This window comes from Companilactobacillus sp. FL22-3, assembly GCF_054881455.1.
Window position 1 is genome coordinate 182,226 of the sequence record NZ_JBTYYZ010000001.1, and the last position, 23,703, is coordinate 205,928.

24 protein-coding genes are annotated in these 23,703 nt (G+C 36.3%); 9 read left to right on the forward strand and 15 right to left on the reverse strand.

Going from position 1 to position 23,703, the window contains the following annotated elements:
• The first annotated feature begins 50 nt into the window (after positions 1–50).
• The gene (locus ACYT32_RS00840) at positions 51–1,493 is read left to right on the forward strand and encodes an APC family permease (protein WP_395264043.1); all 1,443 of its coding nucleotides are present in this window, start codon (positions 51–53) and stop codon (positions 1,491–1,493) included.
• A 676-nt stretch (positions 1,494–2,169) separates the two neighbouring features.
• Here the strand turns inward: ACYT32_RS00840 and ACYT32_RS00845 are convergent.
• The 4 genes from ACYT32_RS00845 to ACYT32_RS00860 all read right to left on the reverse strand — a co-directional run bounded on the left by ACYT32_RS00845 (position 2,170) and on the right by ACYT32_RS00860 (position 4,484).
• Positions 2,170–2,844: an ATP-binding cassette domain-containing protein gene (locus tag ACYT32_RS00845; RefSeq protein WP_395264045.1), complete on the reverse strand. Its 675-nt coding sequence runs from the start codon at positions 2,842–2,844 to the stop codon at positions 2,170–2,172.
• Positions 2,845–2,858: 14 nt separating this feature from the next.
• Positions 2,859–3,578: a hypothetical protein gene (locus tag ACYT32_RS00850; RefSeq protein WP_395264046.1), complete on the reverse strand. Its 720-nt coding sequence runs from the start codon at positions 3,576–3,578 to the stop codon at positions 2,859–2,861.
• 68 nt (positions 3,579–3,646) lie between these two features.
• Positions 3,647–4,084: a hypothetical protein gene (locus ACYT32_RS00855; RefSeq protein ID WP_395264047.1), complete on the reverse strand. Its 438-nt coding sequence runs from the start codon at positions 4,082–4,084 to the stop codon at positions 3,647–3,649.
• On the reverse strand, positions 4,032–4,484 hold the full coding sequence (locus ACYT32_RS00860) for a hypothetical protein (protein WP_461793341.1): 453 nt from the start codon (positions 4,482–4,484) through the stop codon (positions 4,032–4,034). Before ACYT32_RS00860 ends, ACYT32_RS00855 begins: the two co-directional genes overlap by 53 nt.
• Positions 4,485–5,022: 538 nt before the next feature.
• On the opposite strand from ACYT32_RS00860, the gene ACYT32_RS00865 reads away from it, so the two are divergent.
• Together ACYT32_RS00865 and ACYT32_RS00870 are read left to right on the forward strand one after the other, a co-directional pair.
• The gene (locus ACYT32_RS00865; protein WP_395264049.1) at positions 5,023–5,307 is read left to right on the forward strand and encodes a hypothetical protein; all 285 of its coding nucleotides are present in this window, start codon (positions 5,023–5,025) and stop codon (positions 5,305–5,307) included.
• Positions 5,270–5,560, forward strand: a complete 291-nt coding sequence (locus ACYT32_RS00870; RefSeq protein ID WP_395264050.1) for a bacteriocin immunity protein — start codon at positions 5,270–5,272, stop codon at positions 5,558–5,560. The genes ACYT32_RS00865 and ACYT32_RS00870 overlap by 38 nt, the downstream gene beginning before the upstream one ends.
• A 185-nt stretch (positions 5,561–5,745) precedes the next feature.
• On the opposite strand, the gene ACYT32_RS00875 is transcribed toward ACYT32_RS00870, so the two are convergent.
• Positions 5,746–6,213, reverse strand: coding sequence for a hypothetical protein (locus tag ACYT32_RS00875; protein ID WP_395264051.1), 468 nt, complete (start codon positions 6,211–6,213; stop codon positions 5,746–5,748).
• A gap of 258 nt (positions 6,214–6,471) precedes the next feature.
• Between ACYT32_RS00875 and ACYT32_RS00880 the strand changes: the two genes are divergently transcribed.
• Positions 6,472–7,863, forward strand: a complete 1,392-nt coding sequence (locus tag ACYT32_RS00880; protein ID WP_395264052.1) for an Nramp family divalent metal transporter — start codon at positions 6,472–6,474, stop codon at positions 7,861–7,863.
• A 74-nt stretch (positions 7,864–7,937) separates the two neighbouring features.
• Here the strand turns inward: ACYT32_RS00880 and pdxT are convergent, their stop codons facing one another.
• Both pdxT and pdxS read right to left on the reverse strand, forming a co-directional pair.
• The gene (gene pdxT / locus ACYT32_RS00885) at positions 7,938–8,489 is read right to left on the reverse strand and encodes a pyridoxal 5'-phosphate synthase glutaminase subunit PdxT (RefSeq protein WP_395264053.1); all 552 of its coding nucleotides are present in this window, start codon (positions 8,487–8,489) and stop codon (positions 7,938–7,940) included.
• A 12-nt stretch (positions 8,490–8,501) separates the two neighbouring features.
• Complete coding sequence (pdxS, locus tag ACYT32_RS00890) at positions 8,502–9,389, reverse strand: pyridoxal 5'-phosphate synthase lyase subunit PdxS (RefSeq protein WP_395264054.1); 888 nt, start codon at positions 9,387–9,389, stop codon at positions 8,502–8,504.
• Between the two features lie 124 nt (positions 9,390–9,513).
• Between pdxS and ACYT32_RS00895 the strand changes: the two genes are divergently transcribed.
• Positions 9,514–10,878, forward strand: coding sequence for an aminotransferase-like domain-containing protein (locus tag ACYT32_RS00895; protein WP_395264055.1), 1,365 nt, complete (start codon positions 9,514–9,516; stop codon positions 10,876–10,878).
• A 96-nt stretch (positions 10,879–10,974) separates the two neighbouring features.
• Positions 10,975–11,748, forward strand: coding sequence for a TerC family protein (locus tag ACYT32_RS00900; RefSeq protein ID WP_395264056.1), 774 nt, complete (start codon positions 10,975–10,977; stop codon positions 11,746–11,748).
• A 12-nt stretch (positions 11,749–11,760) separates the two neighbouring features.
• Here the strand turns inward: ACYT32_RS00900 and ACYT32_RS00905 are convergent, their stop codons facing one another.
• The 3 genes from ACYT32_RS00905 to ACYT32_RS00915 all read right to left on the reverse strand — a co-directional run bounded on the left by ACYT32_RS00905 (position 11,761) and on the right by ACYT32_RS00915 (position 14,653).
• Positions 11,761–13,164: an APC family permease gene (locus ACYT32_RS00905; RefSeq protein ID WP_395264057.1), complete on the reverse strand. Its 1,404-nt coding sequence runs from the start codon at positions 13,162–13,164 to the stop codon at positions 11,761–11,763.
• 253 nt (positions 13,165–13,417) lie between these two features.
• The gene (locus ACYT32_RS00910) at positions 13,418–14,266 is read right to left on the reverse strand and encodes a helix-turn-helix transcriptional regulator (protein WP_395264058.1); all 849 of its coding nucleotides are present in this window, start codon (positions 14,264–14,266) and stop codon (positions 13,418–13,420) included.
• Between the two features lie 27 nt (positions 14,267–14,293).
• Positions 14,294–14,653 carry a DUF488 domain-containing protein gene (locus tag ACYT32_RS00915; RefSeq protein WP_395264059.1) on the reverse strand — a complete coding sequence of 120 codons (360 nt, stop codon included), beginning with the start codon at positions 14,651–14,653 and terminating at the stop codon, positions 14,294–14,296.
• Positions 14,654–14,818: 165 nt separating this feature from the next.
• Here ACYT32_RS00915 and ACYT32_RS00920 point away from each other — a divergent pair, with 165 nt between their 5' ends.
• A complete protein-coding gene (locus ACYT32_RS00920; RefSeq protein ID WP_395264060.1) occupies positions 14,819–15,256 on the forward strand; it encodes an Hsp20/alpha crystallin family protein in 438 nt (145 codons plus the stop codon).
• A gap of 585 nt (positions 15,257–15,841) precedes the next feature.
• On the opposite strand, the gene ACYT32_RS00925 is transcribed toward ACYT32_RS00920, so the two are convergent.
• The 3 genes from ACYT32_RS00925 to ACYT32_RS00935 all read right to left on the reverse strand — a co-directional run bounded on the left by ACYT32_RS00925 (position 15,842) and on the right by ACYT32_RS00935 (position 18,357).
• Positions 15,842–16,792 carry a LacI family DNA-binding transcriptional regulator gene (locus tag ACYT32_RS00925; RefSeq protein WP_395264062.1) on the reverse strand — a complete coding sequence of 317 codons (951 nt, stop codon included), beginning with the start codon at positions 16,790–16,792 and terminating at the stop codon, positions 15,842–15,844.
• 239 nt (positions 16,793–17,031) lie between these two features.
• The gene (gene ubiE, locus ACYT32_RS00930) at positions 17,032–17,739 is read right to left on the reverse strand and encodes a bifunctional demethylmenaquinone methyltransferase/2-methoxy-6-polyprenyl-1,4-benzoquinol methylase UbiE (protein WP_395264169.1); all 708 of its coding nucleotides are present in this window, start codon (positions 17,737–17,739) and stop codon (positions 17,032–17,034) included.
• Positions 17,740–17,748: 9 nt separating this feature from the next.
• Positions 17,749–18,357: a histidine phosphatase family protein gene (locus ACYT32_RS00935; RefSeq protein WP_395264063.1), complete on the reverse strand. Its 609-nt coding sequence runs from the start codon at positions 18,355–18,357 to the stop codon at positions 17,749–17,751.
• Positions 18,358–18,566: 209 nt separating this feature from the next.
• Between ACYT32_RS00935 and ACYT32_RS00940 the strand changes: the two genes are divergently transcribed.
• Positions 18,567–19,901, forward strand: coding sequence for a uracil-xanthine permease family protein (locus ACYT32_RS00940; protein WP_395264064.1), 1,335 nt, complete (start codon positions 18,567–18,569; stop codon positions 19,899–19,901).
• A gap of 20 nt (positions 19,902–19,921) precedes the next feature.
• On the opposite strand, the gene ACYT32_RS00945 is transcribed toward ACYT32_RS00940, so the two are convergent.
• The gene (locus ACYT32_RS00945) at positions 19,922–21,799 is read right to left on the reverse strand and encodes a fructose-bisphosphatase class III (RefSeq protein WP_395264065.1); all 1,878 of its coding nucleotides are present in this window, start codon (positions 21,797–21,799) and stop codon (positions 19,922–19,924) included.
• Between the two features lie 142 nt (positions 21,800–21,941).
• Here ACYT32_RS00945 and ACYT32_RS00950 point away from each other — a divergent pair, with 142 nt between their 5' ends.
• Positions 21,942–22,844: an aldo/keto reductase gene (locus ACYT32_RS00950; protein ID WP_395264066.1), complete on the forward strand. Its 903-nt coding sequence runs from the start codon at positions 21,942–21,944 to the stop codon at positions 22,842–22,844.
• A 69-nt stretch (positions 22,845–22,913) separates the two neighbouring features.
• On the opposite strand, the gene ACYT32_RS00955 is transcribed toward ACYT32_RS00950, so the two are convergent.
• Positions 22,914–23,693, reverse strand: coding sequence for a hypothetical protein (locus ACYT32_RS00955; protein WP_395264067.1), 780 nt, complete (start codon positions 23,691–23,693; stop codon positions 22,914–22,916).
• Positions 23,694–23,703: the final 10 nt, after the last annotated feature.

The following is a 23,703-nucleotide window of genomic DNA, read 5'->3' on the forward strand; positions in this document are numbered from 1 at the left end:
AAAAATCCTGATATATCAAGACTTCACATACAATTCGGGGGAAAATAAAATTGGAAACATTAGAACCAACTAAAAAACATTATTTGAGCTGGCCGGTCATTGCTTTGATCGACTTCGTTACCATCATCAGTTTTGAAAATATCTTTTATCCATTTCAAAACCAAGGACTATCTGTAGTTATCTCATGGATTTTCCTATTGTTCTCGTACGTTATTCCTTATGCATTGATTTCAAGTCAAATGAGTTTAACCTTTGATAATCAAGCTGGAGGTCTGTCCTCATGGGTTCGTCATAGTAGTAACGATACACTTGGCTACTGGACTTCATGGATGTATTGGGTTCAAAGTGTGCCTTACATCGTTGACGTTTCAAACTCGGTTATCGTTTCATTCAGTTGGATGTTCTTAGGTAACAACACTTTAGACAAAAAGATGTCGACTTTCTGGTTCGGTATCTTAACTTTTATCATCATTTTGATCTTCATTCTTTTAGAAAATGTTATTAAAAATTCACTCGAAATTCTGTCACTTATAGGTGGTGGTGCCATGTTCATCATGTCGATGTTATTCGTTTTATTGGCTGGATATGCCGTTATGCACGGTCATCACATCGCTACGCAACCATTCAACTGGGGAGCCTTCAAACCGTCATTTAGTCTGAAATACTTCTCAACGACCGGGCTGTTGATCTTCGCCATGTCTGGTGCTGAATTGGCTGCTCCATATGTTGTGCAAATGCGTGATCCAAAACATGAATTTCCCAAAGCTATGTGGTTACTAGCTATCATGACTGGTTTCTTAACTATCTTTGGTACCTTAGCTTTGGCAATGTTCTTCAATGCCAACCACATTCCACATGACTTCAAGATGAACGGCCCTTACTATGCTTTCCAACTTCTTGGCAATAGTTTGGGCGTAGGTAAGTTATTGATGTACATCTTCGCCGTTGTCCAAGCAATCTTCATGATGGCTCAATTAGCTGTCTTACTAGATGCCTCTAGTCGGGTCTTTGCCGGTGATGTTGCTGACAAATTCATGCCTAAATGGATCACTAAGACTAACAAAAATGGTCGTCCAATCCACAGTTACACAATGACTACTGGTTTGAGTTTATTCCTATTGCTATTGACAGGTACTTTACCAAATATCAATACGATTTATAACTGGTTGTTAAACATTAACGGTATCATCTCACCATATAAGACTTGTTGGGTCTTCTTCGCTTTCGTTGCCATGCGTTGGAATCAAGACAAGTTTCACTCAGATTATACTTTCATCAAAAACCGTACTGGTGCCTTGCTAGTCGGCGGCTGGTGTTTAGCCTTTACCTTCATCTGTGCTACTTTAGGATTCATCCCTCAAGAAGCTAAGATCGGTACTGTTGCTTTCAATCATCAATTACTATTGAACTTCGTTACTGTTATCGTCTTATTCGGACTTGGCTTTGTTATGCCATGGCTTCGTAAACGTGAGCAACAACGTGAATTGAACTAATAAAAACTCCTCAGAAATTATCTGAGGAGTTTTTATTTTTGGAAAATATTTAGAATCGTATTGATTGAGGAAAAAGTTTTACCCTGATGATTCTTTTGCTCTTCAAAATTCATCAGTATTCCTCGGTATCAATAATTTTATGGCATCCAAAATTTACCAATCTCGGTCTTAGTAACAGTAATGCTACCCAGATCTGACTCATATGCTTTTTTTACTTTTTCATACACTGAGTGTGCTTTGTCTCGACTTGCAAATTCAATTGCCCATGTATTGGGAATCATTTCGAATGATTGATCTTAATTTCATTGTCCTGCCCTCCTAACACCTAATAACTTACTTTCTTTCGAAAAAAGAGTTGGATATTCGTACTCTTTCAAGAGATTAAAGTAATCTTTTGAAAGAGAGTAATTTTTAGTATCAAATAAAATATATGCCGTTAAATCATCCAAATTATGATTCATCACATCTATTTTACTTATTTTATGTTCTGACGAAATTTTATCTCTTGAATAAATAAAATTGGTCAATATCTTATTTTTAATTTCGTATAAATCAATGATATCAATAAGTGTTTTACAATATAATAAATCAGGATTTACCTCAAATTCACACGGTTTAAAAATAGATATCAGCAATGATGCATGCTTTAAATCATTTATGTCAATATGCTCTTATCCTAGTATTTGTTATTTAAATATTCGTATGATTTAGAAATATCATCTGTATTCGTAAGATTTAACAATTCAGTTTTAGAACCGACAAATGCACATCTTTGACCACTAAGAAAATATAATTGTTGCTCATCACTCATATTGGAAAATTGATGAGTTGTCATTATTACTTTTTTTCCGCTTTTCTGAATATCACCAATGAGAGATATCACTTTTTTTGACATTTCAGGATCTAATCCGCTTTCAGGTTCATCAAACAGATATAAATCTCTATCTAATAGACTTATTCCATAAATTACAACGAGTCTTCTTTGACCACCTGATAATTCACTCATCTTTTTAGGATAAATTCTAGCAATGTAATCTGGATTTTCTCTTTGAACATTGTCATTACCATCAATTTGTAGGAGCATATCAATAGTTTTTTTCACTGTAGTCTGTCCAATAAAGGGAACTCCTTGTAATTGATATGCAATTCGTTCTCTTCGTGGAAAATCTTCAAAAATTTTATTATTTCGATTGTCATCTGCATCGGCAATGAAGTCCAATAATGTAGACTTGCCAATTCCATTTGGTCCAATAATGACATTGATTTTTTCCGAAGAAAAATTAATATTTAAATTATGAAATAACCAATCTGGTTCTTTTTTAAATTTAAATGTAAAATTTTTTATTTGCATATTTAACTCCTCTATTAATATCTATTCGTAACTCCAATAATAGGCATTCTTCTTATGGATATTACTCCAATCAATGAATATGCTATTCCTAGGAAAACAAGTACAACCAAATTAATAAAATCAACTTGCTGAAATGTAAACAACTTATACATGTTAGAGAAATAAACAAATGGATTAATTGCCATCAAAATCCATGTTATTGTGGTATTGAACTTAACATAGAAGCTTGCTAGCATAATTAATAAATAACCATTTAATAAAACATTGAATGTATTCTGTCTCATCTTCATGACTAAAAAGAATGAAACAAACATTCCGCACAACGGAATCATAATTAGTGATGATAGGAAGCAATAGATGATAATTTTTATGTTAAAATTTCTTGCAATTAACATAGAAAATATATTGAATATTAATAATTCTAGTTCTAATACTATAATTTGAGAGATCAAATTAGAGACAAATACATATCCTTTTGATTTGGCTAAGTAACTAAACATTTTTAAAAAATTTGATTCTCTCATACTTATCGTTCCTGCAACAATACCACTTAAGATTCCGGTTACAATTATATAAGACCAATATCCATATAAATATGAATCATTAGTAATATTGGCATTTCGGTTAAAAAGCAAAAATATAATCGGGAAAACTAATGTATAAACAAGAACGATTTTATTATCTAACGTAATATTTAGCTCGAAATACACTAGGCTCTTAATTTTTTTTATCATAGATTAGTCTCCTTATCTAGGGAAATGGCAAATATTTACCTGCATTGGGAAATTTTTGATTAGAATCTTTAAAAAAAAGATATTTTAAAATCTTCAGGTTTTATTAACTCATTATTTATATGCGGATACATTTCAGGAGAGAACATTTTTATTGTTTTTATCGTATTTTCAATTCTATTATTCTTCAGCATTATCAGGAACACTTTACAATCAAAAAAACTTGCAAAGTTATGTATTTCTTGTCCGATAGAATATTGTTGTACATGATTTAAATAGTGATAATCTTCCAAATGATTATTACTATTTATTAAAAACTCATAAGTGTTATATAAGGCTGGAGCATTCATGCTTGAATAAAATCTTTGACTATATTGTTGACCACTGGCGTTATCTGTTTCTAGTTTTTTCAAATCATTCGGACTACTATATCCTTCAAGAGCTTCACCATAAGATTTATTGATGGCTACTAATAAATTTCTGTCCGCCCCTAAAACTAACTGAGTCATAGTCCCTTAAAAGACTTTGATAATCAACATCGGTTCGTTTTACAATTTTTTCATCAATACACTGTCCAGAATTCTTTGTTAAAAAAGTGTAAACAAAACTTTGACGCTCTACAAATTCAAGAAATCCATGTTCAATTGCATACGTGGAAAAACTTCCCGATCCAGCTCCAGTTGAATCTAAAAATTGTCTGTCATTATTAGCCATTCTCACATACTTATATAGCACAGTCTCATTTTTCATCTTTAGAAATTCAAATGCGGTCAGATGATCTAAAGTTCTAGCAGTACTTTTGTACAAAGCAAATCGTTCTAATTGTTCACCCATTGATTCTTTTGCAGCATCTCCCGTGTTCTCATTTGAACCTACACCTAGCAAACCGGGAAAGAATGCTCTCATCATAGTTATCGTTACTTCGTTTCTTTTCATTGGCTTATATGATCAGATACCACATGTTTAAACATCCTCCTGAAATTATCTTTAATATATATCCCTTTGATTTCAAAGTCAAAAAATTGTTTTATTTCGAAAAAATTCCAACTATAATTATTTATTTAAAAATTCTTTATCATAAATTCTTAGGTTTATATTTAAAATTAGTTCTTCAATTGCTTTACAGTACTCTTAATCATTTACTGCAAAGCAATTCATTACTAAATACCAATCATTCAAGGGGGGTTATCAGTATTACGGTTCAGTAAATTGTTGATACTCTAGTAGAAAATATTCTTTCTTAATAAAAGTATTAGAACGACAAGTTTCCTCATAAAACATATCTTGCCTTTTACACCTGGCGACTATAGTAATTTAATTAATAGTATTAAGTCTTGAAAGGCTTATATTCACCCCATTGAGGATACATATACCCCATATTGAAGATATTTTCTACTTAGAAACCATCTCAACATGTAATATTAATTACAAATAGGAGGAAATAACAATGGTAGACAAAACTAGTATTATCAATTCATTCACCGATTTAAGTCTTGAACTAGAAAAAAGATATCGTGGTACTGAAACGGCCAATTTCGTCAATGAAACTCTTATCGAACTCAAAAAAAGTGAAGGTGTAGCCTTCACTGGTTGTTTACAGTATTTCTTCAATAAAGCTCCAGTGATTAAACTATCTGAAAATATTAAGTTAAATGATCAAGAAAAGGTATCTTGGAGAAAAGCCTTCTCATATAATGATCTTGGTAACAATCTCTGGGGTGCTAACTTATAAGGAGGAAATAATAACAATCAAGTGGTTCTCTGGCGGTTCAGATCGTGCCCAGGCGGCAATATCAATCATCAATAATGTATTGAATGATACACCAGAAGATAATGCCCTTCGCAAAGTTCTAATTGCTCATAAAGATGAATTAGAAAAACAAGAATCTTCAGTACCCTATATTCTAAGTAGAATGAATATTGCTCTTTCTAACGTGGTGACAAAAAACCATATCATTTTATCCAAGAGTCAAGCCGATAATTAGGCGAACTAATTAAACTATCGTATATTTCATATGGATATTAGTACGAAAAAAAAGACAGCTATCTAGCATCTGGTTCTTACTTATGTTAATTGCTTAATATTGTTTGTAAAATCAAATAAAAGAGGTAGTACTAACTGTAAATAATCAGTTAATACTACCTTTTTTCAAAATGATGTTATTTTAATTTATATTTGTCCCACTTCAACTGAAGCATCATTGGATAATTTCTTTTGCAAATACTTCTCCATATCTTTATAGGAAATATTAAAATTCATTTCCACTTGTTGTGGTCGCTTGGTATTAAAGATTACTGCTACTTTTGGTTTGCGTCCTTCTACTTCAATTGGAATCAAAGTTACATGAACCACTTGAGCATAATCCAAAACACCAGAATAGAAACCGTTCAAGACGATCCTCTTTTCGCCGACGCCACCGACACCATTCATGATAGTTAAGAGCATAAACAATGCTACCATCACGATATACGATAATTGACTGGTTGGCGATACTAACAGCCATGCACCAATAAAGGTTGCAAAGATTAATGATGAAACTTTATATATTGATCTTATCTCGATTTGTGACTGCCAATAAACATTAAAGGCTGCCCCTAGGAAAAAGATCACATCAACTATTAACAATATTACACTCATTTTAACTTTATCCCTTTTCTAGTCATTATAATCATGTCACGATCGATTTCAAACCCATCTACTACCTATATTGTATCGTACTTAGATAGTAAATTCATGAAAGCAAGCTTTTTCTAGACAGATAAATCACTTTTAACCGTGCTAAATCATTTCTTTTAGCTGAATACATGTTGGAGTTAAAAAATAACGTTTACATTTTTAGGTGAGCTTAATTATTTTATTTAAAGTGTATTAAAACGATTTTTAAAGTGTTATTATATGTCATGGAAAAAGGGGGATAAAAATTTGAGTGATAAAAATAAAAAACACGAGAGTTTAATTCATTATGCTAACGGCCCTTCCCTGGAGGAAATTAACGATTCTGTCGAAGTACCAAAAGACGCCGGTTTCTTTAAAACTCTGTTAGCATATAGTGGTCCAGGTGCCTTAGTCGCCGTAGGTTATATGGATCCAGGTAACTGGGTAACTTCCATTGCTGGTGGTGCCCAATTTAAATATAAACTTCTATCCGTAGTCTTAATTTCTAGTTTAATTGCGATGTTACTACAATACATGTCAGCTAAACTAGGAATTGTGACCGGAAGAGATTTAGCACAGTTAACTAGAGATAGAACTACAAAATTTGGTGGATTCATTCTCTGGATCATCACCGAGTTAGCGATTATGGCAACTGATATTGCTGAAATTATCGGTTCCGCGATTGCTCTAAAATTGCTTTTCGGCATTCCAGTACTCTGGGGTGTTATCATCACGGCCTTCGATGTGCTTTTACTATTAGTCTTGATGAAACTTGGCTTTAGAAAAATCGAAGCAATCGTTGCTACCTTGATCATGGTTATTTTGTTCGTCTTCTTATACGAAGTTATTTTAGCTAAACCTGATATGGGTCAAATGGTTGTCGGCTTTGTACCAGACCCTAAGATTTTACAAAATCAAAGTATGTTGTACCTATCATTAGGTATTGTTGGTGCTACGGTTATGCCACATAACTTGTACTTGCATTCTTCCATCTCACAAGCGAGAAAATACGACCGTGAAGATCCTAAGAGTGTTCATCAAGCCGTTCGTTTCTCAACTTGGGATTCTAACATTCAATTGACATTAGCCTTTGTAGTCAATGTCTTGTTACTACTTCTTGGTGCTGCTTTATTCTATGGAACAAATAGTGAATTAGGTCGTTTCGTTGACTTGTTCAATGCTTTGCAAGATCCAAAAGTTGCCGGCGCTGTTGCCAGTCCTGTCTTGAGTATTTTGTTCGCCATTGCCTTACTAGCTTCTGGTCAAAATTCAACTATTACTGGTACATTATCTGGTCAGATCGTTATGGAAGGTTTCGTCCACATGAAGATGAAACTCTGGGCACGTCGAGTAATCACTCGTTTGATGTCAATTATTCCAGTTATTACCTTCGCTATTATCTATCATGGTAACGAAGCTAAGATTGAATCTCTATTGACTTTCTCACAAGTATTCTTGAGTGTCGCTTTACCATTCTCAATTTTCCCATTGATCAAGTTCACAAGTAATAAAGAACTAATGGGTGAATTTACCAATAATAACTGGGTCAAATATATCGGTTACGCCGTTGCAGTTATCTTGACTATTCTAAATATTTGGTTGATTTATACAACATTCGTACCTACTGCCTAGATATTAATCAAAAAAAGATTCGACATCTGATTTTCAAGTCAGATTCGAATCTTTTTTATTTTGATATTATTAATCTATTTAACGCATGCTTGAATGAATAACTGATGGAATCTAGTATCGGCAGTCAATTCCGGATGAAAGGCTGTGACTAAGAGATTGTCTTGAATAGCCGCAACGATCCGTCCATCATCGGTCTTGGCCAGAACTTGACTCTTGGAACCGACGCTCTTTAAGTATGGCGCACGGATAAAAATACCTACAAAGGGAGAATCAAAACCTAAAACAGTCAAATCTTCTTCAAAGCTATCCTTTTGCCGACCGAAACCATTTCGAACGACCTCGCCATCAAAACCAGCTAAGCTTTCAGTTTGCGTCAATAAAACTAGGCCAGCACATGTACCAAAAACAGGAAAGCCAGCCGCTACCATTGCTTTTAGTGGCTCCAACATATTTTCTCGAATCAATAATTTTTTGATGGCAGTACTTTCGCCGCCAGGAATAATCAAACCTGCTAAATCTTTTAAATCAGCGGGAGTTTTTACTAATCTACTTGCGACTTGGCATTGCTTTAACATCTGTTGGTGTTCAGCTACCGCCCCTTGCAAATCTAAGATACCAATAATCATCTGATTCACTTCCTATTCCATGCCTCTAGGAGCCATTTTCTCTACATCAGCTAAGGTTGAAACGTCGATTCCTTTCATCGGATTACCTAGATTCTTTGAAACTTCGGCAATCAAATGATAGTCGGTTGGATGTGCCGTGGCTGAAACTATTGCTCTAGCAAACTTTTCAGGATTTTCTGATTTAAAGATTCCGGACCCAACGAAGATTCCATCAGCACCTAAATTCATCATTAATGCCGCATCAGCTGGAGTTGAAACCCCACCGGCTGCGAAGTTGACTACTGGCAATTTACCTTGCTCATGAACCTCTTGAACTAATTCATAAGGAGCACGCAGATCACGGGCAATCGCCATCAGATTTTCCGGTCTCTCACTGGCAATCTGACGAATTTGTTGATTAACCTTTTGCATGTGACGGACGGCTTCAATGATATCGCCAGTACCAGGTTCGCCTTTAGTTCTAAGCATTGAAGCTCCCTCACCGATTCGACGTAAAGCTTCACCTAAATCTCGGCAACCACAGACAAATGGTACCGTGAAATCTTGTTTGTCAATATGATAATTATCATCAGCTGGCGTCAAAACTTCACTTTCATCAATATAATCCACACCTAAGCTTTCCAAAATACGAGCTTCCGCAAAGTGGCCAATTCGGCATTTAGCCATTACAGGAATCGAAACAGCTCCCATAATTTCCTCGACCATGGCTGGATCAGACATTCTAGCCACACCACCTTCAGCTCTAATATCAGAAGGTACCTTTTCCAAAGCCATTACTGCTACTGCTCCTGCAGCTTCGGCAACTTTAGCTTGTTCAACATTGGCAACGTCCATAATTACGCCACCTTTTTGCATCTGCGCCATTCCCCGTTTAACAACTTCTGTTCCTGTAACTTTCATCTTAAAAAATCTCCCTTCAATTTCTGGTCAAAAACCTCTTGGTAGTTCTCATATTATGAAGACATGCTACAATTGTAAACACGGGAAATCGACAACTGTACCAGTACACTTGAGAGGAATTGTGATGAAATACCAAACTATCCAAGAATCTATTAAAAGACGAATTATCAACCAAGAACTATTAGCTGGCGATCAAGTCCCATCAATTAGGCGTTTAGCTCAACAATTTTCTGTCAGTAAGACCACTGTGATCAAAGCCTTAGCGGCTTTAGAAAGCGAACATTTAATTTACTCGATCCCTCAAAAGGGCTTCTTTGTAACTGAAAATTCCTTTGAACCAGCGAAACCAACTCAAAAAATCGACTTTCTAACTGCTGGCCCTGACTTATCATTCTTTAGTTTTGCCAATCTCGCTCACTGCTACAATCAAATTATTGCTAATCATCCCAAGGAGATTCTTTCTTATGGTGAACCCACAGGCTTATTATCGCTACGGCAACAAGTTCAACGTTATTTGCAAACTCAACAAGTCTTCACATCTTTAGATCGTCTGATCATAACTTCGGGTGCGCAACAAGCTGTCAATATTTTGCTGAATATGCCCTTTCCTAATGGTCGTGAAAATATCTTAGTTGAACAACCGACTTATTCCGGGATATTGCACGCGGCTAAACTAACGAACCGTAAGATCCTCGGAATCGATATCAGTAACGACGAAATTGATTTCAAACGTCTGGAATCAATCTTTAAAAATGACGAAATAAAATTTTTCTACCTTATGAGTCGGTTCCAAAATCCATTAGGACACTCCTATTCAAAAAAGGAAAAACAAAAACTGTTAAATTTAGCTGAAAAATACGATGTCTACTTGGTTGAGGACGATTATTTGGGTGATATTGATCAAATCTCTAAACGTGACCCACTCTTCTCAGATTCTCCAAATGGTCGGGTTATCTACTTGAAGAGTTTCTCTAAAATATTCTTGCCCAGTTTACGTATCGCCGCTATCGTGGTTCCAGAAGTGCTGATTCCAGCTTTTTTGGAGTACAAATCATATTTAGATTCTTACACCTCCACTCTTTCTCAAGCCACCTTGGCCACTTTTATGGAAAATGGGATGTTTACAGTCCACCTAAAAAATATCAAGCAACTCTACGCAAAAAAAATGTCCACTTTACTGGACGTTGCCGATCGATACTTACCAAATGGCGCAACGATCAATCATCCCCAAACCGGATTTTACACTTCGATCAAGTTACCTCGCGGCATCAACTCTACTATCTTGACGCAACAGCTTGCTCAAAAGAATATCCTCGTTGATGACGTTTCACGGATGTTTTTACCGTTACAAAAGAATATTTCTCTATTACGTTTAAGCATTTCTCAAGTCGATCAAAGCCAGATAGAGACCGGAATCAAAACGATTGGACAAACAATTTCTGATTACGATTCCAACATCAATCCTACTTTTTGGAGTTTTCACATGTAATATGGGGATATTTGCTTTTCATATTTTTTGTGTAAATCTTAAAAGCAATCTGTTATTATCAGTTTAGGAAAACAAATAGAAAGCAAGGAATATTGATTGAATGCAATTGTAAATATGTATGGGCCATTCTTTGATCTCCATAATTGGGCAACCGTTATCGAGTCGGGGGAAGATTGGCTAGTTATTCTGTCTTTGGTAGTCATGGAATGCATGCTATCAGTGGACAACGCTGTCGTCTTGGCTGCACAAACGCAGTCGTTGCCAACGAAAGTCGAACAGGAAAAATCACTTTTTTATGGACTTTTAGGAGCCTATATTTTTCGGTTCTTAGTTATCGGAATCGGAGTTTATCTAATTAATTTTTGGTGGATCAAAGTTCTCGGAGCAGGTTATCTTTTCTATCTGTTCTTGAGTCACTTCTTCTTCTCCAAAAAACGTCAGACTAATGGCGCTACAAAAAAAGAACATAAGGACAATGCTTTAGAGCGTCATCTACATATCTCCCGCTTTTGGCAAGTCGTTATCTCGATTGAATTGATGGATATCGTCTTTTCAATTGATTCAGTTCTAGCTTCATTGGCTGTATCTAGTAACCCCGTAATCGTGCTGATTGGTGGCATGATCGGTATCCTAGCCATGAGAGGAATCGCCGAAATGATTATGGGCTTGATGCGTCGTATTCCTGAATTAAACGGTATGGCGTACTTCTTGATTCTTTTCATCTCAATCAAATTATTCTTATCTATTCCAGCAATTGATATCGAAATACCTAACTTAGTTTTCGTTGGTGTTTTAATTGCCGCTATAGTCATAACTTTGATAATTCACCAAATTAATAATAATCGTGCTCCTAAGAGCAAAAAAAAATAGTCTCCGCAGAGGCTATTTTTTATTTTGTAATTTTGAATGTCTCAAACCATAGATAAAGTAGACAATGATTCCAATCGTGATCCACAAGCCAACACTGATTTTGGAAATAGTTGGTAACATCAATAGGAAATACAAACTAGCCAGCCCAGCAAAAATTGGTAAGACTGGGAACCAAGGCATTTTGAAACCATCATTAGGTATATCCTTACGTTTTCTCAAGGGAATTATTCCAAAGGAAATGAAGACAAAGGCTAATAACGTTCCAGCGTTAATCAAAGATGTCAATTCAGTCAAAGGCACTAATCCAGCAAAGAATGCTTGGACAACTGTCGCCACGATAATGGCGTTTCGAGGTACGGAAAACTTTTCATCAACTTCTCCCATCTTCTCAGGCAATAAACCATCACGGCCTAATGCATAAACTAAACGCGAACCACCGAAGAACATCGTTAACAGTGAGGTAAAAATCCCCACTAAAGCTCCAATGGTGATCAATTTATTCCAAGTGTCCAAATGAACCACCTTCAAAGCATAGGCCGCCGGATCGTCAACATTTAAATCTTTATAATTAACGATTCCAGTCAGGACAAATGAGAAACCGACATATAAAATAACTGCGACAACGACTGTGCCCAAAACTCCACGTACGACATCTTTTTTCGGATTGATTGTTTCCGCTGAATTGGCAGCTAAAGCATCAAAACCGACAAAAGCAAAGAAAACTGTGGCCGTTGCAGTTGAGATTCCACCCATTCCAAAAGGTTCAGTATGAAACTGCTTGGGATAGAAAGGAACGTAATTACTAGTTTTGATATAAAAGGCCCCAACGACAATAAATAGAATAATAATTGCAACCTTGATCAAAACAGCCACATTTTCAACTTTTTTAGAGAGACTAGCGCCTTTCAAAATAATGGCAGCAATCAATAAAACAATCAAAGTTGCCGATAAGTTGATACCGCCACCTTCCAAAGGACCAGCTGCAAGGAACTTGGGCATATGGACTCCAAAAGCTCCCAGGATATTATTATTGAAATACGATGCGAATCCAACTGCTTCCGCTGAAACTGTCAAAAAGTATTCAAGAATCAAAGCCCAGCCCAGTACCCAGCCGACAATTTCTCCATAAATAACTGCGCCAAAAGAATAGGCCGATCCCGCTACTGGCATCGCTGAAGAAAATTCAGCATACGCCATTCCTACTAATCCAGAAACGATGGCAGCAATCAAAAAAGCAATCGTCACTGCAGGTCCAGCGTGCAAAGCTGCTTCGTGTCCCGGCAAAATAAAAATACCAGTCCCAATTACCGCGCCAATTCCTAGGGCCAACAAATCTCTAGCACCGAGACTCTTTGTCAATCTGGAGTCGGCCTTCAAATATGTATCGACGGATTCCTTCTTAAAGACATTTTTCATGAAACTCTCTCCTTAAAACTACGTAGTACGATTACATTAAGTCTCAAGTCTACTACAATTGTTTTCATGAAAAAAGTCATTTTGTATATTATTTATAAACAATTGTTCATCTTATGTTCACAAGGTTGCCCTACTCGCTATGTTTTGTATTCTCTTCTATGTTGCCCTTCAAATGTAAATTCGTCACAAAAAAACCACTTAGTTTGGTTTATCTCCAAACTAAGTGGGTTCACTCCACAATCTTCATTTAGAACTACTTTTTATCATTTTCAGTTCTGTACTTCGTGGGCGCAATGCCGGTATATTTTTTAAAAGTCTGACTAAAGTAACTTAGACGTGTAAAACCTAAAGCATCCGAAATTTCATTGATACTTTTTTCTGACTCTCGAAGTAAGAGCATTGCTTTTTGGATCTTCCGGGCATTCAAATAAACTGAAAAACTCAGCCCTGTTTCCCGTTTAAAGAGTTTACTGAAATAGTAATCTGATAAATAGACCTTACTCGAAACTTGATCAAGCGTTAACCGTTTATTCAAGTTATTATCGATGTATTCAATCGCTGAAATGATCGAAGTATTAGATGTCGACATTACTTTGATCTGTTGCAAAGCATGCCCTTCATTGTCTTGTAATTCATCAATAGCGTTATTAACATCCAGGGAATACTTAATAATAAAATTATCGATCCCTCGATTTTGGATGATCATTTTAGAAAAGTCTTCTGTTAACATTTTCAAAAAAGTGGCATGACTTTGCAGCTGTTGCATAACTGCTACGTGTTCTGCTCCCGTACCTTTTTTGATATCTTTGGCAACACAAACTTTACCAACTCGTTGATTGATGGATGCTATCCGCAACGGTGCATCAGCGTATTCAATATTATATTTATATTTATTGACACTCAACTTAGATAAATCAGCCAATTGGTTCATCTTTACTAAATTATTGCCTTCTGCCAATTCGCCAAAAATTCCAGCACGCAAGTGATCATCATTCCCCAAGATAAAAACCGCAATGTTGCTGGTCTGTGCATAAGATTGCAGTAATCTAATCAACATTTTTTCGTTGCTCGATAATAAAGATTGTAAGTCAAATTCTTCCATATTTTTAGCCAACCCAATCTACAACTTTTATACTTTAGATTTTAGATATTCCATTAAAACTACGGCATCATTATGTTCTTGATCTTTGGCACTATACAGTATAAGAACATCCTGATCCTTTAAAGCCGTTTTGATGCTTGTTAAAAACTCTGGTGTATATGAATTCGTATTAATTTCTGCTAAATATTTACTCTTGAACTCCTCATATTTATCGGGATCATGACCAAACCACTTGCGTAAATCTGCTGAGGGAGCGATTTCTTTAGCCCAAAGGTCCAAATCTGCTCGAACTTTAGACATTCCTCGAGGCCATAAGCGATCCACCAAAACACGATAGCCTGTCGGTAATTCCTTATCATATATCCGCTTCATAATTAATTGAGTCATTTCACTAGCCTTCTTTTATAAAATTTATTGTATCACACGAATTAAACTATTCATTTCCAAATTCCAATAATTAGCACTAATCAATTAAGAGTGCTAAATTCTTGAACTCTTGTTCCCTCACGACCTATAATATACTTGTAATGAAGGGAAAGGAAGTAACGTAGTATGACAAATGAAATTATGGATCGTAACAATTTGATGAGAAATTGGTTTAACAATGATTCTTGGATGAATAGTTTTCCATCAATATTTGACAACAATTTCCCTGAAGATTCAACTCTAAAAACAGATATTAAGGAAACTGATAAAGATTATCAAGTCCATGTAGATATGCCAGCTTTCGATAAGAAAGATATTGATATTAACTATGAAAATAATGTTTTGACGGTCAGTGGACACCGTGATAGCTTCAATGACCATAACGATAAAAACGGCGATATGATCATGAGCGAACGTTCTAGTGGTCGTTTCACGAGACAATATCACTTGCCAGCAGTTGATTCAAACAACATTAAAGCTACATATGACAAAGGTGTTTTGAAGATCAATTTGCCAAAGCTTGAAAACAAAGTCGAATCTGGTCATCACGTAGATATTGACTAACTGAACGTTGATTTTTTCTAAAAGCCCGATGGTTCTATGATTGGAATCACCGGGTTTTTAGTTACTTTTGACAGAGGATTTCACAAAATCTTCACATTTTACAAATAATTAATTAATATATATTGAGTATTATATTACTTGTAGATAAGAGATATCCCTAATCCCTTTTCTCACCCCCTATAACATATATATTTAATCCCCTAAATTAAAACACCTTTCCCCGAGGTGTTTTTTTATGTTTTTAGACTTCTATCAGTAGTAGTTGGACTAAAAATAAGCTATACTATTAAATGCAGAGTGGAATTTTTCCACTCTCATGGGATGTAGCGTTTAGCTACAAAGGACTAAAGAATTTATATAATAAAAAAGACTTATCTATTGGTATCTAAGATACACTTACATTTTTAAATTAAACTAACAACTTTTTATGATAAGCCGCTCGTTATAAAACCAGGATAGAACTTGTTTCTTCTATTCTTTCTCCCCTACAAAACAGATTCAATCCCCTAAAAAAGAGGCTGCGTTAAAACAGTCTCGTGACTAAAAAGAATCGACGTGAATTAATAATTCATGATCGATTCTTTTTTATTTTATTAAAGTCCCTCTCAAAATGAACTCTGACGGGATTGACTTTTTGACGATACCATCTGCAAAAAGTGACCAAAAGGCATATTCGCCAATTTCGGTTAGTTTGTGATCGATAGTGGAAAAGTTCAATAAGCGACTGTAATCAAAATCTTCTTGTCCGATAACCGGAATATCAACCTTCATTAATTTTAATTGTTGTAAAATGCCGGCGGCAACTTGATCACTATTGGCAAAAATCACTTGAATTTTTGAATCGCTTTGCAATAATGACTTAGCGGCCTTAATACCATCGCTATAATTAGAAGCACCCATATATAAGTCCTCTTTAGGGATTTCGTGTCCAAATATTTCTTTAAAAGCTGAACTAGTCTGCTTAGTCGATTGGCTATATTTAGCACTACGACTCAGTGTAACGCCGATATGTTGAAATTTTAATCTCTTCAATAAGTCAAAAACTTTCATATATGATTCTCTACGGTCAGTATATGCACAGGAAATGGGATAGTTGAACGTATCTTCACAACAAGTAATTGTGCCATATTGACTATACTCAAGAATTTTTTCAAAGGAAATGGTTCTAGAAGTAAAAATCAAGCCATCAAAGGAGCGGTGCTTCAACATTTCTAGATACTTTATTTCATTTTTTTCGTTATAATCCGATGGCAATAGAGTCACTTGATAATTTTCTTTAAAAGCCACTTTGGTGATGGCCGAAACTAAGCGTTGGAAGTACGGAATATCAATGTAAGGCAAGACTACTCCAACCTGATAAGTCTTCCCAATACTCAAGGCTCTTGCCACGTCATTGGGATGATAATCTAGTTGTTTCATTGCCGATAAAATATCCTTGCGCGTATTGTCAGCTACATAACTCTGATGATTGATCACTCGTGAGACAGTAGAGACTGAATGTCCAGAAAGTTTTGCTACATCACGGATATTTGCCATGGTTTTCACCTCAAATTAAAATTGTTAGCTTGCTACAAAGTAAATTATTTACTTTTTTATGAAAGAAATCAAAATTCATAATTTCTTCACATTTTCAAAATATTTGGTTCACACTTATCAAGTATAGTATTACTTGTAGATGAGAGATAAGTAAATCTCATCTCATCCCCCCTATAACATATATATTTAATCCCCTAAAAAATTAAAAGAACACCTTCCCCGGGTGTTCTTTTTTTGTCTTATTTATAAGCTGAATGAATTGCGGCAGCTTTCAACATCAAATCGTCAACTGTTATCTCCTTAAAGCCAATGATCTGCATCATCTCAGCCAAGCGTTTGATACTGACGAATTTATTAACGGAATCATCAAGATATTGATATTCGCTACCCTTTTTTGCAAAGACTTTTCCCATCAAAGGTACCACGTGATTGAAATACAATTGCCAGCCTTTTTTTATGACTGGTGTCTCAACTTTAAAGGCTTCCAGACAGACGAACTGCCCTCCTGGTTTTAAGACTCGATAAATCTCCGATAAAACTTTTGCCGCATCGGGAACGTTACGAAGTCCAAAGCCAATCGTCACTGCATCAAAACTGCTGTCTGCATAGTTGATCAAATTCATCGCATCCCCAGTTTCTAAAGTCACATTAGTAACGTTAGATCGAGCGACTTTACTTTGAGCTTGTTTCAACATTTCTTGACTAAAATCCATTCCGATAACTTGAGCATGGGGAAATTGTTTAGCTAACATAATCGTCCAGTCGGCCGTCCCACAACAAAGATCTAAAATCTTATCCGGACCCACGGTAATTCTAGCAGTAGCTTTTTTACGCCATTGTTGATGTGTACCTAGACTCATGATCGTATTGAGTCGATCATAATTACCAGCAATTGCATTAAATGTTTTTTGTACATCTTTTTCTGGTACTTTGTTCGTTAGTCCCATCATTTGCCTCTAGTCGATATAGTTTACTCGTCCATAATAGTGAACATAGCTTGTGCCACTCTTTGAAATAACAAACTTCGATACTCCTGCGTTATCTGGCTGGATAATCTTAGAAACATCTTTGGCTTCAGTCACAACTTTTAAAAAGGCTCGGCTGACAAATCCATGACATACGACCATGACTTTTTCATTACCTTTAGTAGCCATATCATTCAAGAAATCATTGACCCGTTGATAGACATGATCATATTCTTCGCCATCTTTGGCATACTTTGTGTAAGCTGGTAATAAATAATTATTCTCATCGAAAGCATCAGGATATTTATCATGCAAATCTGATTCCTTTAGACCATCCCATGAACCATAATCAGCTTCATATAAACGTTTGTCTTGCTTTATTTCCAAAGCACCATCAGTTAGGATCTCAGCAGTTTGAACTGCTCTTTTCATTGGACTTGAATAAATTTCATCGAATTTAGTAATATCGATATGTTTTTTCAATTCCTCAACTTGTTTGATACCATTGGCGTTCAAAGGCTTGTCAGTTGACATTCCATTGATGCGTCCTTCGTAGTTGGTATCTGTTTCGCCATGTCTGACAATATATAATTCAACCATAAAACTCTCCTCTGTTAGCGCTTTTATTTATATCAATTAGTATTTCATTATTGACAATACATTGCAACTCAATTATAGTGAAATCAATTAAATAGAGTCCTTTAAAAATTGGTCCCGTGAGGCTAATAAGGAAACACGTTCAGTCTTTTATTTCGCATACACGGGATGAAGGGCTATTTTTTTGCAAAATTACAGGGGAGATGTTTCTTATGGATCCAAATAGTAAAGACTATCGAAATCCAGATGCTGTTTTAGATGTCTATGAAAAGCCACCACTGAGCAGCTGGTTGTTCTTATCGTTACAGCACTTATTCTCAATGTTTGGGGCAACGGTTTTAGTACCATTACTAGTCGGACTTGATCCAAGTATCGCTTTGTTCAGTTCCGGTGTCGGTACGATCATTCATATCTTAATTACCCATCGAAAGATTCCAGCTTACATGAGTTCTAGTTTCTCATTCATTGTGCCTATGGTTTCGCTGATGAAAACAGTTGGTTATCCCGGAGTTGCTCAAGGTACAATTGCCGTAGGTTGTGTCTACCTAATTGTTTCCTTGATCGTCGGCTTCGTCGGTTCTGATTGGATCGATAAAGCTTTGCCACCAATCGTCGTTGGCCCAATCATTATCGTCATTGGTATGTCAGTTGCCGGAAGTGCTGCTAACAATGCCATGATGAATGGTTCACATTACGACTTGAAATACTTTGGAATCGCCATGTTCACGTTATTCTTAACAGTTCTATTGAATATGTACCTTCGTGGTTTTTGGAGTAATATCGCCATTCTTTTGGGAATTGTCGGTGGATACATTCTAGCTGTATTTTGTGGAATCGTTGACTTTTCAAAAGTTATCTCCACCCCTTGGTTCAAACTGCCTGCCTTCGATATTATGTTTGCTAATTATATGCCAAAACAAATATATTGGGGCGCTATCCTGAGTTTTGCTCCGATTGCCTTTGTTACCATGGCTGAACATTTAGGCCATATCATGGTTCTTGACGAGTTGACCAACCGTGACTTCTTTAGAGACCCAGGTCTTCACAAAACTCTAGCCGGTGATGGTACTGCTTCGATCATGGCCGCCTTCCTTGGTGGTCCTCCTGTGACCTCTTACGGTGAAAACATTGGTGTTATGGCTGTTAACAAGATCTTCAGTGTCTACGTTGTTATCGGGGCCGCTGTCTTAGCTGCCTTATTCGGTTTCATTGGTAAATTGAGTGCTTTGATCCAAACAATCCCTGGTCCAGTCATCGGTGGTATCAGTTTTGTCCTCTTCGGTGTCATTTCTTCCAGTGGTTTAAGAATCCTAGTTGATAATAAAGTCGACTTTAACGAAAAACGCAACCTAATGATTGCCTCTGTTGTCTTAGTAATCGGAATTGGTAATGCTTATCTACAAATGGGTTCATTCCAATTTACTGGTGTCGGTGTTGCAACAGTAGTCGGTATTATTTTAAACTTGATCTTACCAAAGCATGCCCTATCAGAACGTTGGGATGATGATAAAGACGAGTGGAAAAAAGATAAACAAAAAGAAGCCTAAACGGCTTCTCCAAAAAATAATTAATCAAGTTGAGTAGATAGATCTTCTATCTGCTCTTTTATTTTGGTTCCATAATCAGTATCAGCTACCGTTCTACGCTCAGAATAGTGTTCGATAATCTGCTTATCCAGCACCACATCTGACATTTCTGCCACGGTCTTATTCGAAGAATCAAATTTTTTCAAAGTCTCCAGGCGCATTCCAAATGAATCAAACAGTAAAGCAAAACCACCAATATCATGCTGACCGTAATCAAGTTCCGACAGACCATTGACCACAATGATCTTCTTATTGGCTTTTATCGGTTCGATTTCACCTGTTGGCGTATGCCCAATAATGATATGTCCACGACTATTGATTGAAAATTCTTCCATGATTTTGTCAGCAAATGACTCCTGTTGACTCAGTTTATAAAATGGATTAGGTGTTTCATTTTGTAAAGTTTGATCTTCCACAAAATAACGTTCAAAGGTTGCCATTTTATTTTTACCAAACAGAGGCGAATTTTTTCCTTCCCACAAATACCACATGAAATCCGAATTGAAGCAATCTCCAGTTGTCGGATGTCTCAACGAATCTCTAATGATCTCACTGGCCTTGTCAAAAAGTGCCTTACCAGAGTACTCCTCTCCGTCAATTTTAACTGGTATAAAACTACCGTCCTTAGCTGTGGGAACACAGCCATGAAATAATAAATTACCGTTATGACGATGGTACATTGAACCATTATCAAACATGAACCACATATGTTCATTCAATTGTGACGAACGAATAAATTGATTGATCAAGTCGATGATGACATTTTGTTCACCACGGATAATCTGATAGGGCTTAGCCGGATTGACGTTCTGAAAACAGCCATTTTTGAGTGGATACGATTTACCGTCTAACATTAAACTCTTTTTATCCGGACTGATTTTATCTAATAACAGACGGTTCTCCATTCCAAATTCTGGATTACGCTTAATAGCCTGCCCTTCGAGCTTAAATTGCATTATGGCTGCGGCTTGTTGCACACAATTGTCGATATTGCGCTCGTCATCGCTGACTCCAGTTAAATCGCCTAGAGGTTCAAAATTTGGCAATGGACGATAGGAGTTCATGGCAAATTTAACTATCGAAGTTAAGTCGATTCCGTAGACATTTTTCAACAATCCCAAGTTATGATAGCGAGCACAGATGCGTACGACATTCAACATACACAACTTGGAACCAGCTAGACTTCCCATCCACAAGACATCATGATTGCCCCATTCAAAATCAAAATTTTGCCAGCTCTCGTTCAACTGATTAATGATCCCATCCGGATGACTGCCTCGATCATAGAGGTCGCCCAAAATATGAATACGCTCGATTGCCAGTTTTTGAATAGCATGGCAGGTAGCAATAATAAACTCATCACTCATTTTTAGATTGACTAATGATTTGATCATTTCCCGATAGTACGACTGCTTATCTGCAGCATCTAAATTACCTAAGAATAATTCCCGCGCTATATCACGTAGATTACTGTCCATGGCATCTTCGACGATGTTTCGTGGATATTTATCCGCTACATAACGCATCACTTCAATCAAACGATTGATCGTATCCATCGACCACTGTCTTGAACTATCTTCATCAACAAAATTTTGACGAATCTGTGGTAATATTTCTTCTGGATAATATATCAAACAGACCAGCTTCTGCTGATTCAGATCCGTCAAGCGACCGTTGAAAACTTCTTCAACTTTGCGGCTGACATTGCCGGCCCCGCTACGAACAATATTGAGATAATTATCGCTATTACCATGAATGTCACTAATAAAGGCTTCAGTTCCCTTTGGAAGATGCAAATTAGCCGCTAAATTTACAATTTTTGTCTTCACTTTGTCCACATCTATGAAATCTTCATCCATGATTATCAGCCTTCCCCTAAAAAGTGCTTGAACTATCTTGATTGATAGCGTATACAATTGAACTATACCAAACGGAAACACTAATTCCAAGTCTCACAATTATATTTGAGTTAGAATTATATTTATAGGAGGTTTTATTATTATGAATTTGAAATTAGATTCAACAGTAACTTTGAATAATGGTGTTAAGATGCCTCAATTAGGTATGGGAGTTTGGAAAGTTAATAACTCCGGTGCTTCTCAAGCTGTTCAATGGGCATTAAAGCATGGTTATAAGGCCATTGATACTGCCAAGCAATATGGTAACGAAGCCGGTGTCGGTGATGGATTACAAAAAGGTTTGGCTGAAAATGGTCTCAAGCGTGAGGATATTTTTCTAACTACTAAGATCTTTAACGGCGATCAAGGCTATCAATCAGTTCTCGATAACTTCGAAGGTCAATTAAAGAGATTGCAAACTGACTATGTTGATCTACTCTTGATCCATTGGCCAGTCGATGGCACTTATTTAGAAACTTGGCGTGCATTAGAGAAGATCTATCAAGAGGGCAAAGCACGTGCTATTGGTGTATCTAACTTCAATATCGAAAGATTGAACGATATTCTTCAAAACTGCTCCGTTAAACCAGCAGTCAATCAAATGGAATATCACCCACTTTGCCAAGAAGTTGATATTAAAAACTTCTGTGACAAAAACAATATTTACCTTGAAGCTTGGTCACCACTTGGTGGCGGTACTGTCTTAGGAGACACTAGACTCAAGGCCATTGCTGACAAATACAACAAATCGGTTGCTCAATTGATCTTGCGTTGGGACTTGCAAAACGGTGTCATAACGATACCTAAGTCAGTCCATGAACAAAGAATCGTTCAAAATGCGGATGTTTATGACTTCGAAATCAGCGCCGATGATATGAAAGAAATCAACGGCTTTGATGAAGACAAACGCAGCCTTTGGTATGGCGGTTTCTACTGGAGTGGCAATCCTGATGGCTACAAAGATGAGGTTGACGTTTGGGATGACCAAGCTCAATTTACTAAATAATTATCTAGTTTCATTAGATATGAAAATAAAATACAAAAAGACCTCGAATTTTCGGGGTCTTTTTGTATTTTATTTTTTTACGGTTACGTTAAATGCCTTTTCGGGAGAAATCAGTGAACCAAGGTTGAAATTTTGAACTTCATTTGCTTGATCTGTCGTAATTCCGGTCAAATTATAATGTTCAACAAAGGGCCAGAATTCCTCAAAACTGACACTGGCTCCAACTAAAGACCAAATTCCAGCTTCTACTAAACTACTGCGAATAATCGTTGCCTGTTGATGGCTTCGTTCATCATATTTAGTAGCTATGGCACCGTTCTTTAAATAATAAGTAGTTAATACCTCGTCCTCACTAGTATCAGCTATCTTAATGTCCCAACTGAAGTCTACATTTTGGTTTGTAGCAAATCTGCTGTTACCATCACCGCTTAAATAAATGGCAATTATTTCTGGATTTTCTAACAGCGGCTTTAATTCATCATTAAATACTTGTTCGATTGCCCAATTCTTAACAACCTCTGATGGATCGAAGCGCCCGGCAAAGTATGCTCGATAGATACCATTTGTCATTTGTTCAGATAAAATTGCTGAATTATAAATCGACTTGAATTCATTTGAAGTAGTCAACGGACTGTGATCACCACGCTGAAATTTAGAGACTAGTGAATCATACCGAAATGGTGAAAATAGCGTATCAATATCCTTTAGATGTTCCTCCATCTCTTCTACCGCCACTTTTATGCGTTCCATCACCGTTACGTTTGAACTTAAAGTGACCAATTTGATTACTAAATCCATATTCATCTGATTAATTTCTTTTTTAAATAATAATTGTTTTTTTGCTTTCATTAATTTATAC

Excerpts from the sequence above, each read along its gene's own strand:
- ACYT32_RS00845 (WP_395264045.1), bottom strand. The coding sequence starts at position 2,844 with ATGCAAATAAAAAATTTTACATTTAAATTTAAAAAAGAACCAGATTGG.
- ACYT32_RS00850 (WP_395264046.1), bottom strand. The coding sequence starts at position 3,578 with ATGATAAAAAAAATTAAGAGCCTAGTGTATTTCGAGCTAAATATTACG.
- ACYT32_RS00855 (WP_395264047.1), bottom strand. The coding sequence starts at position 4,084 with ATGACTCAGTTAGTTTTAGGGGCGGACAGAAATTTATTAGTAGCCATC.
- ACYT32_RS00860 (WP_461793341.1), bottom strand. The coding sequence starts at position 4,484 with ATGATGAGAGCATTCTTTCCCGGTTTGCTAGGTGTAGGTTCAAATGAG.
- ACYT32_RS00865 (WP_395264049.1), top strand. The coding sequence starts at position 5,023 with ATGGTAGACAAAACTAGTATTATCAATTCATTCACCGATTTAAGTCTT.
- ACYT32_RS00870 (WP_395264050.1), top strand. The coding sequence starts at position 5,270 with ATGATCTTGGTAACAATCTCTGGGGTGCTAACTTATAAGGAGGAAATA.
- ACYT32_RS00875 (WP_395264051.1), bottom strand. The coding sequence starts at position 6,213 with ATGAGTGTAATATTGTTAATAGTTGATGTGATCTTTTTCCTAGGGGCA.
- ACYT32_RS00880 (WP_395264052.1), top strand. The coding sequence starts at position 6,472 with ATGTCATGGAAAAAGGGGGATAAAAATTTGAGTGATAAAAATAAAAAA.
- pdxT (WP_395264053.1), bottom strand. The coding sequence starts at position 8,489 with ATGATTATTGGTATCTTAGATTTGCAAGGGGCGGTAGCTGAACACCAA.
- pdxS (WP_395264054.1), bottom strand. The coding sequence starts at position 9,389 with ATGAAAGTTACAGGAACAGAAGTTGTTAAACGGGGAATGGCGCAGATG.
- ACYT32_RS00895 (WP_395264055.1), top strand. The coding sequence starts at position 9,514 with ATGAAATACCAAACTATCCAAGAATCTATTAAAAGACGAATTATCAAC.
- ACYT32_RS00905 (WP_395264057.1), bottom strand. The coding sequence starts at position 13,164 with ATGAAAAATGTCTTTAAGAAGGAATCCGTCGATACATATTTGAAGGCC.
- ACYT32_RS00910 (WP_395264058.1), bottom strand. The coding sequence starts at position 14,266 with ATGGAAGAATTTGACTTACAATCTTTATTATCGAGCAACGAAAAAATG.
- ACYT32_RS00915 (WP_395264059.1), bottom strand. The coding sequence starts at position 14,653 with ATGACTCAATTAATTATGAAGCGGATATATGATAAGGAATTACCGACA.
- ACYT32_RS00920 (WP_395264060.1), top strand. The coding sequence starts at position 14,819 with ATGACAAATGAAATTATGGATCGTAACAATTTGATGAGAAATTGGTTT.
- ACYT32_RS00925 (WP_395264062.1), bottom strand. The coding sequence starts at position 16,792 with ATGGCAAATATCCGTGATGTAGCAAAACTTTCTGGACATTCAGTCTCT.
- ubiE (WP_395264169.1), bottom strand. The coding sequence starts at position 17,739 with ATGGGACTAACGAACAAAGTACCAGAAAAAGATGTACAAAAAACATTT.
- ACYT32_RS00935 (WP_395264063.1), bottom strand. The coding sequence starts at position 18,357 with ATGGTTGAATTATATATTGTCAGACATGGCGAAACAGATACCAACTAC.
- ACYT32_RS00940 (WP_395264064.1), top strand. The coding sequence starts at position 18,567 with ATGGATCCAAATAGTAAAGACTATCGAAATCCAGATGCTGTTTTAGAT.
- ACYT32_RS00945 (WP_395264065.1), bottom strand. The coding sequence starts at position 21,799 with ATGGATGAAGATTTCATAGATGTGGACAAAGTGAAGACAAAAATTGTA.
- ACYT32_RS00950 (WP_395264066.1), top strand. The coding sequence starts at position 21,942 with ATGAATTTGAAATTAGATTCAACAGTAACTTTGAATAATGGTGTTAAG.
- ACYT32_RS00955 (WP_395264067.1), bottom strand. The coding sequence starts at position 23,693 with ATGAAAGCAAAAAAACAATTATTATTTAAAAAAGAAATTAATCAGATG.